Source organism: Streptomyces plumbidurans (assembly GCF_019857225.1).
Lineage (GTDB): Bacteria > Actinomycetota > Actinomycetes > Streptomycetales > Streptomycetaceae > Streptomyces > Streptomyces plumbidurans.
Map to the genome: position 1 here is coordinate 63,723 of NZ_JAFJSY010000021.1, position 13,551 is coordinate 77,273.

At 68.8% G+C, this 13,551-nt stretch carries 9 protein-coding genes; 2 read left to right on the forward strand and 7 right to left on the reverse strand.

The genetic code is table 11. The features are described from left to right. Positions 1-137: 137 nt before the first annotated feature. Positions 138-266: a DUF6408 family protein gene (locus JYK17_RS16540; RefSeq protein ID WP_016431608.1), complete on the forward strand. Its 129-nt coding sequence runs from the start codon at positions 138-140 to the stop codon at positions 264-266. 50 nt (positions 267-316) lie between these two features. Here JYK17_RS16540 and JYK17_RS16545 read toward each other — a convergent pair whose 3' ends face one another. The 6 genes from JYK17_RS16545 to JYK17_RS16570 form a co-directional block, all read right to left on the reverse strand. Beyond that, positions 317-2,449, reverse strand: a complete 2,133-nt coding sequence (locus JYK17_RS16545; RefSeq protein ID WP_234548515.1) for a DUF2075 domain-containing protein — start codon at positions 2,447-2,449, stop codon at positions 317-319. A 193-nt stretch (positions 2,450-2,642) separates the two neighbouring features. Further along, positions 2,643-4,529 (reverse strand): DUF2075 domain-containing protein, encoded by a 1,887-nt coding sequence (locus tag JYK17_RS16550; protein ID WP_108006185.1) that lies wholly within the window; start codon positions 4,527-4,529, stop codon positions 2,643-2,645. A 234-nt stretch (positions 4,530-4,763) separates the two neighbouring features. Beyond that, positions 4,764-6,128, reverse strand: coding sequence for a GH1 family beta-glucosidase (locus JYK17_RS16555; RefSeq protein ID WP_108007436.1), 1,365 nt, complete (start codon positions 6,126-6,128; stop codon positions 4,764-4,766). 29 nt (positions 6,129-6,157) lie between these two features. Continuing rightward, on the reverse strand, positions 6,158-6,997 hold the full coding sequence (locus JYK17_RS16560) for a carbohydrate ABC transporter permease (protein ID WP_108007438.1): 840 nt from the start codon (positions 6,995-6,997) through the stop codon (positions 6,158-6,160). 22 nt (positions 6,998-7,019) lie between these two features. Continuing rightward, positions 7,020-8,009, reverse strand: a complete 990-nt coding sequence (locus JYK17_RS16565; protein ID WP_128801450.1) for a carbohydrate ABC transporter permease — start codon at positions 8,007-8,009, stop codon at positions 7,020-7,022. A 5-nt stretch (positions 8,010-8,014) separates the two neighbouring features. Next, complete coding sequence (locus JYK17_RS16570; protein ID WP_128801451.1) at positions 8,015-9,331, reverse strand: ABC transporter substrate-binding protein; 1,317 nt, start codon at positions 9,329-9,331, stop codon at positions 8,015-8,017. Positions 9,332-9,543: 212 nt separating this feature from the next. On the opposite strand from JYK17_RS16570, the gene JYK17_RS16575 reads away from it, so the two are divergent. Then, a complete protein-coding gene (locus JYK17_RS16575; protein WP_108006188.1) occupies positions 9,544-11,322 on the forward strand; it encodes a pectate lyase-like domain-containing protein in 1,779 nt (592 codons plus the stop codon). A 75-nt stretch (positions 11,323-11,397) separates the two neighbouring features. On the opposite strand, the gene fusA is transcribed toward JYK17_RS16575, so the two are convergent. After that, on the reverse strand, positions 11,398-13,452 hold the full coding sequence (gene fusA / locus JYK17_RS16580) for an elongation factor G (protein WP_222810640.1): 2,055 nt from the start codon (positions 13,450-13,452) through the stop codon (positions 11,398-11,400). Between the last annotated feature and the right edge of the window lie 99 nt (positions 13,453-13,551).

Sequence of the window (13,551 nt, forward strand, 5' to 3'; positions counted from 1 at the left end):
GAGGCGGAGCCGCGGGCCAGTTCGCTGGTCGTGAGTGACGGATGGTGAATCCACCGCGTGGACCTCACTTCGGTGAGGGCGGATGCCCGGTAGGGCGATCCCTGCCATTCCGAACTCACAACCTGGAGTGGCCCTTCATGGAACCGGTCGAGTACAAGCCTGCGCGTCGTCGCTGGATCCGCGAGATCCTCGTCGGCGCCGCCGCCGGAATCGTCTCCAACCTGGTGTTGGAGGTGCTGGCGGCGGCAGCGCACCTGCTCGTCTGAGGCAGGCATGTGGCGGGCCCGGGAACGCCCGCCACTCTCCTCAGACCTCCTCAGAAGAGCGGCCGCTGGTCGGCAGGGCTCTGGTTCTGCTTCTTCCTGCGGTTGCGTGAACGTCTGCGCTTCCCCGTCGGGCGGGGGAGATGAGGGACCCTGGCCACTGCCGGGAGGTTGTCCCACGTGGGTCGCAGGCCGTGTATGTGCACGTCACCGACGACTTCTTTGAGGTACGCCTGTGTCTCCTCGTCCGTGGAGTACAGGACCGTCGCACGGCTCGCCCGCGTCATGAGGACGTGGTACGCGTGCCGGACGCACCGCGCGAAGTCCTCCTCACTCAGGCTCTTCCACCGCAGTCTCGGGTCGAAGGAACCGGGCACCGCGACACGCTTGACCCCTGTCTCCGGGTCCTTGCGGGTCTTGCCGCGCCGGAAGACCCAGCGGCCGTCGCGGCGCACCATGTCCTCGCCCATGATCACACCGCACCAGTCCCACTCCAGGCCCTGGGCGGTGTAGACGCAGCCGATCTGGTTGATCCCGGCCGGGTCCACCGACCAGATCCTCGAGGGAGGCACCGTTCCGTTCTCGCACCAGCTCGTGCTGTCGGCGTTCCAGGGCCGGTGCCAGTCGCCGATGCGTACGTCGGCCTCCAGCCATCTCTCCTTGCCCTTGCCCTGCGGCTTGGTCCAGGGCCAGCAGAAGCCGGCGACCATGCGGGCGGAGGCGCCGGCCTCGGCCTCCGTCCTGATGATCCGTTCCAGTTCCTCCGGGCTGTCGGCGACCTCCACGTGCATCAGCCCGTCCGGGGTCCACGGTCCCGGTGCCTCTCCCGTCAGCCCCAGAACGTTCCGTACCCAGTGCACGTAGCCGTCGCTTCCCCCGCAGCGGTACTGGGCGGTGAGTGCGTGGCGGGCCGGCACGATGCCGCGGGCCTTGGCGGCGTTCTCGATCAGGTCGACGGTGCCCACCTCGTTCGGACGCACCGTCTGGCTGCCGTCGAGGAAGAACACCGTGAGACGGGCGGCGTCCAGCAGCTCGTCCACCTGAGGCTTCGTTCCCTGCTGCTCGGCGGGCAGGTAGCGGTTGGTGGTGCGGTCCCGCAGGCGGTGGGCCTCGTCGCAGATGAGGACATCGAGCGGCGGATCGGGGGGCGCGACGAAGTTGCTGAAGTAGGTGAAACTCTCCTTGAACGCCTTGTCGCCGTAGCCGACGTGCTCTTGAAGCGCCCCGTTGAAGGCTCTGCTGCCGCTCGCGTACTTGACGGTCCGTCCGTCGGCTTCGAACTCCGCCTTGAGCTCCAGTCCAACGGCGCTCTTTCCCGTGCCCGCTCCACCCGTGACGATGAACACGGCGCGGCGGTCGTCCGCCATGAGGCTCGGCTGGTCCGGGTCACCGAGGATGAGCGACGCCCTGCCCAGTACGTCCTCGGCCACCTCCTTCTGCTTTCCGCGCAGTTGAAACACGGTGTCCTCGCCGCGCGACTTGATCATCGCGTCGAGGAGCGGTGTGTTGCGGAGGTTCATGCCTTTCAGCAAGAGTTCGGCCGCCGAGTCGGCGCCCGCTTCCGCGAAGTGCGTGCGTAAGTCGGTGAGCAGCCGGTCGCGTCGGTCCTTGGTGTAGGTGCGCGCGTAGGGGCCCATGGGTGCTTCCACGGCAAGCAGCGGCCGTACCGACTCCTCCGTGGCGTTGTGGAGATAGGTGAACCCGCCGCATTCGATGAGGTGCCCTGCCAGCGGCCCCTTGTCGCTCGTGAAGAGCTCGAAGTACTCGCGCAGCTGCAGGGCGGGGTGTCGTTTCGGCTCGAAGATGCCCGGCACATGGACCAGTTCGGCGGTGGCCTGCTCGACCCTCGTGACCGTGGACCAGCGTTTCAGCTCCACGAGCTGGAACGACGGACGGTAGGTCTCGGGGTGGTGACCGGCCAGCACCACGTCGATGAGGCGCTGGTCACGGGGGTTCTCGGCTTCGTCGACGGTCGGGGCACATTCGACGATCATCTCCACGTTGCCGCGACCGGCCTCGATGAGGTCCTTGGCCAGTTCGACCAGGCTTTCCGCCCAGGCGGTCCGCTCGGAGAGCGAGGCTTCGGTCTCCCGGAAGTGCTGCCACCGAGCGGCGAGGTGGGGCACCATCCGGCGCCTTGCGTTCAGGGTGAGCAGGTCCTGCGCGGACAGCCTCAGCAGGAGCATGGACACGAGGTGGTTCCCCCAGGGCACGAGTGACTCGTGCGGGTGGGGGCGTGTCCTCGCGTGGGGGAAGCCCGTCGGGCCGCAATTGGTAGGGGTGATCTTAGGGAGCCCGGTGGCTCGTACGAGCTTCTCCCGTCAACTCATGCTTCTACGAAGGCAAGTTGACGCAAAAGCTGCGGATCCAGCCGGCCGATCACGCCATGACGGTCGCGCTTCGCTCAACACCGATCAATTCCCGCAGTTTCTCCTGGGTCTCCGGATCCGTGGAGTACACGACCGTGCCGACCATCCCGCGGGTCAGCAGCACCTTGTAGGTGTTGCGGATCAGACGGTCCACGTCGGCGTCGGGCGTGGAACGCTTGAACACCGGGTCCTTGGACGCGGTTCGGTCCGTCACCCAGCGGTCGCCGCGCCACACCAGATCGGGGCCGATGATGACGCCGGACCAGTCGTACTCGAAGCCCTGGGCGGTGTAGACGCAGCCGACCTGGCCGAAGCCCGCCGGGTCCGTGGCCCACAGGGCGGACGGCGGTGCGCCCGAGACGGAGCGTTCGCCGCGCAGGTTCCAGGGGCGCGCCCAGTCGCCGATCCGCACATCGGCCGGCAGCGGCTGTCCCGGCTTGGGCTCCGGCGACCACGGCCAGCAGTAACCGGCCGACATACGAGCGCTGTAGCCCCGGCCGCGGCAGCCGTCCAGGAAGCTCTCCATCTGCTCCGGGCTGTCGGCCAGCAGGAGTTGCATGCGGTCGTCCGGGTCCCATCCGACCGGGCCACCCGGCTCCAGGCCCAGAAGCCGCACCACCCAGCGCAGGTAGGCGTCGCTGCCACCGCAGCGGAACTGGCTCTCGAGCCTGACGACCGGGCAGTTCAGCCCTCTGCGCGCGGCTGCGGCCCGGATGTCCTCCACCGTGCCCATCTCACCCGGGCGCACGACCTGGTGCTCGTCGAGCAGGAAGACGGGCACCTTGGCCACGTCCATCAACTCGTCGATCTGCCGCTTGCCGGTCCGCCGTGCGGCAGGCGTGTAGCGGTTGGCGGACGTCTCACGGATACGGTGGGCCTCGTCGCAGACCAGCACGTCGAGGCTGTTCTTCTCCGTCGCCATGAAGCTGTTGAAGTACTTGAAGAGGTCCTGCACTTCGCGCTTGCGCGCGCCCGCGACCTTGCGCATCGTCTTGGTGAAGGACTGGGATCCGGTCGCGTGCAGGGCCGGGATGCCCCGCCGGTACAACTCGCCCAGCAGCGAGAGCGCGATCACGCTCTTGCCGGTACCGGGACCACCGGTGATGACCACCACCTCCTTGTGGTCGGACCGCTGGGCCCTGCGTACCGCGTTGAGCACCTTGCGGTAGGCGACCTGCTGCTCGTCGAGGAGCACGAACTGCTCACGCTCGCGGACTTCCTGGGCCGCGACGGCCATCAACTGCGTTGACGGGACCGTCTTGCCAGCAAGCAGCGCGTCAGCGGCAGCGGCGCCCGGATGTGCGGGGCTGAGCCGGGAGCGGAGGTAGTCCATGAACCCGCCACGGCTGTCGCCCGCGAACAACTGGCCCCATTCGTCGGACTCGATCTCGCGCAGAGCGCCCACGTCGAACTCGGTCGCGTTGTGCAGGAACGCCACACCGGCGACCCGTTCAGGATGGTCGGCGACCGCGCCGTTGAAGTTGACGAGGTACTCGCAGTAGCGGCGCACCTGCTCGATGGGGTTGAGGACCGGCTGGGCGTAGGAGACGACGTGGCAGAGCACCGGATCGTCCTCGTCCGGTACGACATCGCTCCACTGCTTGAGCTCCACCACGACGTAGGAGGGGGCGCCTGTGCGCGGATGGACGCCGGCGAGAATCGCGTCGGCTCGCTTGCTGTTCATGGGGAGCGCGTACTCGAGCATCACCTCCACGTCACCGAGACCCGCGTCGATGAGCGCGGCGGTCAGCGTGGGAACGCTCCGCTCCCAGGACCGGGCCTCCGAAGGACTCGGCTGGTAGCCGTGCAGGTGGGAGAACTGCTCGGTGAGGTGGAGGTACAGCGAACTGTCGAGCGCCATGGCGGCGATCGTTTTCGCGGACGCGCGGAACAGCAAGACCTTCCCCCGGGCAGCACGAAATGACTCGTGCGGGTGGGGGCATGTCCTTCGAGACTCCACCGAGGCGGAGCGGAAGCCCGTCGGGCCGCAATGACGATGAGTGAGAGGTTACCTGGACAGTCGAAGTGATGCCTGAACTGCCGCTTCACCCGCTCTGGTCACGGAGTGGCTCCCCGGGGGGTGCGGTGGGCGCAAGCTCCCCTAAAAATCCTGCGCCCACCGCCGTCTGTGTCAGGCCGCCCGCCGCGCCCGGTTTCGGTGGGTGCGGACGATGTCCGCGTAGCGGTGGCCGGTGCCCTTGATGGTGCGCTTCTGGGTCTTGTAGTCGACGTGGACGAGGCCGAAGCGCTTGTCGTAGCCGTATGCCCACTCGAAGTTGTCCAGCAGGGACCAGGCGAAGTAGCCCGCCAGGGGGGCGCCCTTGCGGACGGCCGAGGCGCAGGCGGCGAGGTGGCGCTCCAGGTAGTCCTGGCGCTCCGGGTCGTCGACGGTGCCGTCGGGGCGTACGACGTCGGGGTAGGCGGAGCCGTTCTCGGTGACGTACAGGCGGCGGACGCCGTACTCCTCGGTGAGGCGCAGCAGCAACGTCTCCATGCCGCTCGCGTCGACCTCCCAGTCCATGCCGGTGCGCGGGACGCCGAGGCGGCGCACGGAGCGGACGTGGGGTGCCGGGGCCGAGGGGTCGTCGGCGACGGTGGCCGGCATGTAGTAGTTCAGGCCGTGCCAGTCGAGCGGGGCGGCGATCTTCGCCAAGTCGCCTTCCTGCTCCGGGAGTTCGACGCCGTACACCTCGCGCATGTCGGCCGGGAAGCCGCGGCCGTAGACCGGGTCGAGCCACCAGCGGTTGACGTGGCCATCCTGCCGGCGGGCGGCCGCGACGTCCTCGTCGCGGTCGGTGGCGGCGTGCACGGTGGAGAGGTTGGTGACGATGCCGATCTGCGCCGAGGGGGCGGCGGCGCGGATCGCCTCGACGGCCAGGCCGTGGCCCAGCAGGAGGTGGTACGAGGCCCGGACGGCGGCCGTCAGGTCGGTCAGGCCCGGGGCCATCCTGCCCTCCAGGTGGCCGATCCAGGCCGAGCACAGGGGCTCGTTGAGCGTGGCCCAGTGCGAGACGCGGTCGCCGAGGCGCTCGGCGACGACCGAGGCGTACTCGGCGAACGCGAGGGCGGTTTCGCGCTCGGGCCAGCCGCCGCGATCCTGGAGTGCCTGCGGGAGGTCCCAGTGGTAGAGGGTGACGGACGGGGTGATGTCCGCCTCCAGCAGGGCGTCGATCAACTCGTCGTAGAAGGCGAGGCCCTTGGGGTTGACCGGGCCGTCGCCGCCGGGCATCACTCGTGGCCAGGCGATCGACAACCGGTAGGCGTTGGTGCCCAGTTGACGCATCAGACCGATGTCCTCGCGCCAGCGGTGGTAGTGGTCGCAGGCGACGTCGCCGTTGTCGTTGGCCGCGACCTTTCCGGGCGTGTGGGAGAAGGTGTCCCAGATCGACGGGGACCTGCCGTCCTCCGCGACGGCTCCCTCGACCTGGTACGCGGCTGTGGCCGTGCCCCACAGGAAGTCGTTCGGGAAGGCGGCGAGGTCGATGCGGTCGGACACGGAAGTCCTTTCGATGCGGGGGGAGTTGGTCACTTGACGGCTCCTGCGGTCAGCCCGGCGACGAGATAGCGCTGCAGCAGCAGGAAGCCGGCCACCACGGGCACGCTGACGACCAGCGAGGCGGCCATGATCTGGTTCCAGTAGACGTCGTTGAGCGTGGAGTAGCCCTGGAGGCCGACGGCCAGGGTGCGGGTGGCGTCGTTGGTCATGACGGAGGCGAACAGCACCTCGCCCCAGGCGGTCATGAAGGCGTAGACGGCGACGGCGACGATGCCGGGGATCGCGGCCGGTACGACGATCCGGAACAGCGCGCCCAGCGGCCCGCAGCCGTCCACCAGAGCCGCCTCGTCCAGGTCGCGCGGCACCGAGTCGAAGTACCCGATCAGCATCCAGATCGAGAAGGGGAGGGAGAAGGTGAGGTAGGTGAGGATCAGGCCGCCGCGCGAGCCGAACAGGGCGATGCCCGTGGCGTTGCCGATGTTGACGTAGAGGAGGAACAGCGGGAGCAGGAAGAGGATGCCCGGGAACATCTGGGTGGACAGGACGGTGACCGTGAAGACGCGCTTGCCGCGGAAGTTGTAGCGGCTGACGGCGTAGGCGGCGAACACCGCGACCACCACCGAGCACACGGTCGCCGAGACCGACACGATCAGCGAGTTCATGAAGTACTTCGCGAGCGGGACGGTCGACCAGATGTCGATGTACGGCCGGATCGTCAGACCGCTGGGCACCCAGCGGAACTGGCCCGTGACGTCCGCGAGGGGCTTCAGCGAGCTGGAGATCATGACGTACACCGGGATCAGCACGAAGCCGGTGAGCAGGGTCAGGAAGATCCGCCGGGACCACAGGAAGGAACTCGGCGGCGCCATGGGCGACTTGGACACGTGGGCGTCAGACATCGCCGGTCCTCCGTCCGCGTGAGGTGAACACCAGGTACACGCCGGTCACGACCAGCAGGAACAGCAGCAGGAGCACGGACATCGCGGAGCCGGTGCCGAAGTTCCAGGTGACGAAGGACGCCTGGTAGATGTGGACCGAGATGAGGTCCGCGGCCTCGGGGGCGGCCTTGCCGAACAGGACGTACGGCGTGTTGAAGTCGTTGAACGTCCACAGGAACAGCACCAGGACCAGTACCTGGTTGACCGGCCGCAGCGACGGCAGGGTGATGCGGCGGATCTGCTGCAGCATGCCCGCCCCGTCCAACGCGGCTGCCTCGTACAGCTCCTTGGGGATGTTCTGCAGTCCGGCCATGACGATGAGGAAGGCGAACGGCCAGCCCTTCCAGACGTGCGTGATCAGCAGCGCCCAGAAGCTGTTGTCGCCGATCAGCCAGAACGACCGCTTGTCGGTGATGTGCAGCTGGTCGTGCAGGACGTGGTTCACCAGGCCGTTGTCGTGCTGGAACATGAACACCCAGGTGATGACGGCCGCGTAGACCGGCAGGGCGTACGGCACCAGGAACAGGGCCCGCAGCAGACCGCGGCCGCGGAAGTTGTCCTGCATGTAGATCGCCGCCGTCGTGCCGATCAGCCAGCACAGGCCGACCGACAGGAGGGTGAAGCCGACGGTGACGAAGAAGGAGTGCAGCAGGGCCTTGCCGACCGGGGCGTCGAAGTCCACCGACACCTTGTAGTTGCCGAAGCCCGTCCAGGGCGCGGTGCCCCAGTCGCGGATGTAGAACTGGGTGAGCTCCTTGAAGCTCATCACGATGCCGATGACCATCGGCACCAGGTGGACCAGGAGTTCGAGCAGCAGAGCGGGCAGCAGGAGCAGGTAGGGCAGTCCGATCCGGCGGATCCGCCCGGGGCGGCGGCGCTGTTCGGGCGCCGCCGCCCCGGTGGAGTCTCCCCTCACCGGCTCTTTGAGGGTCGTGGTGGTCATCGGGCTCACTTCGTCGGCATCTGCTGCTGGGCCTTCTCGAGCTTCGCCTTCACCGAGTCGGTGGTGACCGCGCGCCCGGCGGCCGCGTCGGCGAACAGTTCCTTGACGGCCGTACCGACCGCCGTCTCGAACTGCGACTCGTCGGCGACCTGCGGCAGCGCGGCCGCGCTGGTGGCGAGCGTCTGCTTCAGGACCGCGTTGGAGGCGGAGTTGAAGGTGGCGTCCGACTGCGCGCCCTTGACCGGCGGGATGGAGCTGTAGGCCGTGTTGAGGACCTTCTGCTCGGCGTCACTGGTCATGAACTTCACGAACTTGGTGGCGCCGTCGATGTTGTCGGTGTTCTTGAAGACGGCGAGGTTGATGCCCGCGACCATCGAGTTGGTCTGGGCGCCGGTGCCCGGGGTGCCGGACTGCACGGGGACGGGGGCGATGCCGTACTTGTCCGGGCTCATGCCCTGCGACTTGAGGTTGGCCGCCGCCGACTGCCACAGCAGCATGGCCTGCTTGCCCTTGGCGAAGTCGCTCACCGACTGGTTCTGCGCGTACTCGGCGTCGTTGGTCGGGATGACCTTGTCCTTGGCCATCAGGTCGACGTACTGCTTGACCGCGTCGACGACCTTGGGGTTGGTGAAGTCGGGCTTGCCGTCGGCGGTGAAGAAGTCGGCGCCGTGCTGCTTGGCGAAGACGAAGACGTGGTGGATGTTCTCCGACACGTTGGCGCCCTCGGCGCCCAGCGGCGACTTGCCCTTGGCCTTGATCTTCTTGCCGTCCGCGATCAGCTCGGCCCAGGTGGCCGGGGGCTTGCTGATGCCGGCGTCGGCGAAGATCGCCTTGTTGTAGTAGAGGGCGTAGGCCATCGAGTACAGCGGGACCGCCGCCGGGTCCTTGCCCTCGGCGCCGGTCGAGCCGAGGGCCGAGTCGACGAAGCGGTCCTTGCCGCCGATCTTGCCGAAGTTCTTGGCGTCCCACGGCAGCAGCGCACCGGTGGCCTGCAGGGAGGCGCTCCAGGTGTTGCCGATGTTCAGGACGTCGGGGCCCTGGCCGGAGGTGGTCGCGGTGAGGATCCGGTTCAGCAGGTCGGACCAGGGGACGACCTCCAGTTTGACCTTGATGCCCGTCTGCTTCTGGAACTTGTCGAGTTCGGGCTGCAGGACCTTCTTGTCGATCGCGATGCTCGCGCCCTGGTTGGAGGCCCAGTAGGTGAGCGTTTTCGGCGAGTCGTTGGAACCGCCACCGCTCGACGATCCGCCTCCGCATGCCGTGGCGGCGAGGGCGAGTGACATGGTGACGGCGCCTACGGCCGCGGCTCGGATGCTGCGCATGGCTCCCGGTGTCCCTTCAGGGATTGCACTCATGGCTTAATTTAGGACGTGAGTTAAACCTCAAGAGATGGCCTAGTCAAGGGGTACGGCAACCCTTGTGCAACTCCGGTCCTACCCCTTGACGCCATCGTTCGGATAGTTGAAGCATTCACCGACAAGAGAGCGCTCCCAAACCCCCACCCCGTTCACTTCATGAACAGGAGAGCCGCCCCATGTCTCTGCCTGACATAGGCCGTAGAACCGTCCTCGGCGCCGCAGCCGCCTCCGCACCGGCCGTCCTCGGCCTGTCCGGGCGCGCCACGGCCTCCCCCCAGCCGAAGAAACGAGCGAAGACGCCGCGCCTCCTGGCCGGCGGCGGCGACCTCGGCCCGAACGTCATCGTCTTCGACCCGTCCACGCCCGGCATCCAGGCCAAGCTGGACGAGGTGTTCAAGCAGCAGGAGACGGCGCAGTTCGGCACCGGCCGCTACGCCCTGCTCTTCAAGCCCGGCTCGTACAGCGGTCTCAACGCCCAACTCGGTTTCTACACCTCCATCGCGGGCCTCGGTCTCTCCCCCGACGACACGACCATCAACGGCGACGTCACGGTCGACGCGGGCTGGTTCAACGGCAACGCCACGCAGAACTTCTGGCGTTCGGCGGAGAATCTCGCGCTGGTCCCGGTCAGCGGCACGGACCGGTGGGCGGTCGCGCAGGCGGCTCCCTTCCGCCGTATGCATGTGCGCGGCGGCCTCAACCTCTCGCCCACCGGCTACGGTTGGGCCAGCGGCGGCTACATCGCCGACAGCCGCATCGACGGCCAGGTCGGCCCGTACTCGCAGCAGCAGTGGTACACCCGCGACAGCGCGATCGGCAGCTGGCTCAACGGCGTGTGGAACATGGTGTTCTCGGGTGTCGAGGGCGCCCCCGCGCAGAGCTTCCCCGACCCGCCGTACACCACGCTCGACAGCACGCCGGTCTCCCGCGAGAAGCCCTTCCTGTACCTCAACGGCAGCGACTACAACGTCTTCCTGCCGGAGAAGCGGACGGATGCCCGCGGGGTGACCTGGGGCAACGGCACGCCCAGGGGTACGTCGCTGCCGCTGTCGCAGTTCTACGTCGCCCAGCCGGGCGTCAGCGCGGCGACCATCAACCAGGCGCTGGAGCAGGGCCTTCACCTGCTGCTGACGCCGGGTATCTACCACCTCGACCAGCCCATCCAGGTGAACCGGGCGGGGACCGTGGTGCTGGGCCTCGGGTACGCAACTCTCGTACCCGACAACGGAGTTACGGCCGTGCGCGTGGCCGACGTCGACGGCGTGCGCCTCGCGGGCTTCCTCATCGACGCCGGTTCGGTCAACTCCGAGACGCTGCTGGAGGTCGGCCCCAGCGGCGCCTCCACGGACCACTCCGCCAACCCGACCACCGTCCAGGACGTGTTCGTGCGCATCGGCGGAGCGGGCGCCGGCAAGGCCACCACCAGCATGGTGATCAACAGCCGGCACACCATCGTCGACCACACCTGGGTGTGGCGTGCCGACCACGGCACCGGGGTGGGCTGGGACACCAACCGGGCCGACTACGGCATCGTCGTCAACGGCGACGACGTGCTGTGCACCGGCCTGTTCGTCGAGCACTTCAACAAGTACGACGTGCAGTGGAACGGCCAGCGGGGCCGCACGATCTTCTTCCAGAACGAGAAGGCCTACGACGCCCCGAACCAGGCCGCCGTCCAGGACGGCTCGGTCAAGGGCTACGCCGCCTACAAGGTGGGCGACGCGGTCACCTCGCACGAGGGCTGGGGGCTGGGCAGTTACTGCTACTACAACGTCGACCCGACGATCGTCCAACACCACGGCTTCGCCGCACCGAACAACGCGGGCGTGAAGTTCCACAACCTGCTGGTGGTCTCGCTCGGCGGCCAGGGCCAGTACGAACACGTCATCAACGAGACCGGTTCACCGACATCGGGCACGTCGACGACGCCGTCAACGGTGGTGTCGTACCCGTGAGCGGGGGGGTGGCCCCGGCCGTGAGGACGGGGCCACCCTGCCGGTCACCGCGCCGGCGTCATGCCCGGCGACCGGTCACCGCACCGATGCCGCAGCGGGCGCCGGCGCATACCCGGCCGGCCGGGCCGTGAAAGTGCCGCGGCCCTGCGTGCGGCTGCGCAATCGGGTTGCGTAGCCGAAGAGTTCGGCCAGGGGCACGGTGGCCGTGATGACCGCTGCGCCGCCGCGTGCGGTCGAGCCGGTGACCCGGCCGCGGCGGGCGGCGAGGTCGCCGAGGACGCTGCCGACGGCGTCCTCGGGGACGGTGACAGTGACCTCGGCGACCGGCTCCAGCAGGACCATCGCGCAGGCGCGCAGGGCTTCGCGGAGGCCGAGCCTGCCCGCCGTGCGGAAGGCCGTCTCCGAGGAGTCCTTCACATGGGTCGCCCCGTCGGTGAGGGTGACCCGTAGCCCGGTCACGGGGTGCCCGCCGAGCGGTCCCTCGGCGAGGGCGTCCCGGCAGCCGGCCTCGACCGCGCGGACGTACTCCTGCGGCACCCTCCCGCCGACGACGGCCGAGCGGAACTCGAACCCCTCGGGCTCCTCGCCGAGCGGCGCGACATCGAGGACGACGTGGGCGAACTGCCCTGCCCCGCCGTCCTGTTTGACGTGCCGGAAGACCAGCCCCGACACCCCGCGGCCGACCGTCTCGCGGTAACTGACCCTGGGGCGGCCGACGTTGACCTCGATGCCGTGAGAGCACCGGAGCTTCTCCGCCGCCACCTCCAGATGGAGTTCGCCCATCCCGGACAGCACCGTCTGGCCGGTCTCGGGGTCCGTCCGTACCACCAGCGAGGGGTCCTCCTCGACCAGCCGCGCGAGTGCCGAGGCCAGCTTGTCGGTCTCACCGGCCCTGCGGGCCTCGACGGCCACGGAGACCACAGGCTCGGCGGCGCCCGGGGGTTCGAGGACGAGCGGGGCCCCGGGGGCGCAGAGCGTCGAACCGGCCCGGGCCGACTTCAGCCCGACGACCGCGACGATGTCCCCGGCGACCGCACGGTCCACCTGTGCGTGCCGGTCCGCCTGCACCCGCAGGATCCGCCCGATCCGCTCGCCGCGGCGCGCGCCCGCGTCCCACACGGCGTCCCCCTTCCCGATCGTTCCCGAATAGACCCGCAGGTACGTCAGCCGTCCCGTCGAGGTCGCGTTCACCTTGAACGCCAGTGCGGCGAACGGCACTTGAGGATCGGCAGCTCGCTCCTGCTCCGTACCGTCGTACGTGCCCCGGACCGCGGGCACGTCGAGCGGCGAGGGCAGATACGCGACCACCGCGTCCAGCAGCGGCTCGATCCCGCGGTTGCGGTAGGCCGAGCCGCACAGCACCACCACGCCGTCGCCGGTGCGCGTCACCTCGCGCAGGGCGGCGGCGAGCGTCGGCTCGGAGACGGAGCCCTGCGCGCAGAACTCCTCCAGCGCACGGGTGTTGAGCTCCGCCACCGCCTCCTCAAGGAGCCGGCGACGCCCGAGCGCCTCCTCGCGCAGCTCGTCCGGCACCGGACCCTCGGCGGCCGTGTCGGCGCCGTCGGCCCACACCAGCGCCCGCATGCGGACGAGGTCGACGACGCCTGTGAAGGCGTCCTCGGCGCCGATGGGCAACTGCACGACCAGGGGCGCCGGATGGAGCCGTTCCCGGATCGAGGCGACCGCCGCATCGAGGTCGGCACCCGCGCGGTCCAGCTTGTTGACGAACGCGATCCGCGGCACGCCGTGCCGGTCCGCCTGCCGCCACACCGACTCGCTCTGCGGCTCCACGCCCGCCACGGCGTCGAACACCGCGACGGCGCCGTCCAGCACCCTCAGCGAGCGCTCGACCTCGTCGGCGAAGTCCACATGCCCCGGGGTGTCGATCAGATTGATCCGGTGACCGTCCCAGGTGCAGCTGACGGCCGCGGCGAAGATGGTGATGCCCCGGTCGCGCTCCTGCGGGTCGTAGTCGGTGACGGTGGTGCCGTCGTGGACCTCGCCGCGCCGGTGCGTGGTTCCGGTGGCGTACAGGATCCGCTCGGTGACGGTCGTCTTGCCCGCGTCGACATGGGCGAGGATGCCGAGGTTGCGGACGAGGGCAAGGGTGTTGGTCGTGGCGTTGGTGATGGTCGTGGAGTTGGTGGTGGTCGTGGAGTTGGTGGTGGTCGTGGAGTTGGTGGTGGTCGTGAGGTGGGTGTCGGTGCGCACGGCCCGTCGGCCTTTCTG

Coding starts and splice junctions, on each gene's coding strand:
- JYK17_RS16560 (WP_108007438.1), bottom strand. CDS start 6,997: ATGGCGCCGCCGAGTTCCTTCCTGTGGTCCCGGCGGATCTTCCTGACC.
- JYK17_RS16565 (WP_128801450.1), bottom strand. CDS start 8,009: ATGACCACCACGACCCTCAAAGAGCCGGTGAGGGGAGACTCCACCGGG.
- JYK17_RS16545 (WP_234548515.1), bottom strand. CDS start 2,449: ATGCTCCTGCTGAGGCTGTCCGCGCAGGACCTGCTCACCCTGAACGCA.
- JYK17_RS16540 (WP_016431608.1), top strand. CDS start 138: ATGGAACCGGTCGAGTACAAGCCTGCGCGTCGTCGCTGGATCCGCGAG.
- JYK17_RS16570 (WP_128801451.1), bottom strand. CDS start 9,331: ATGCGCAGCATCCGAGCCGCGGCCGTAGGCGCCGTCACCATGTCACTC.
- JYK17_RS16575 (WP_108006188.1), top strand. CDS start 9,544: ATGTCTCTGCCTGACATAGGCCGTAGAACCGTCCTCGGCGCCGCAGCC.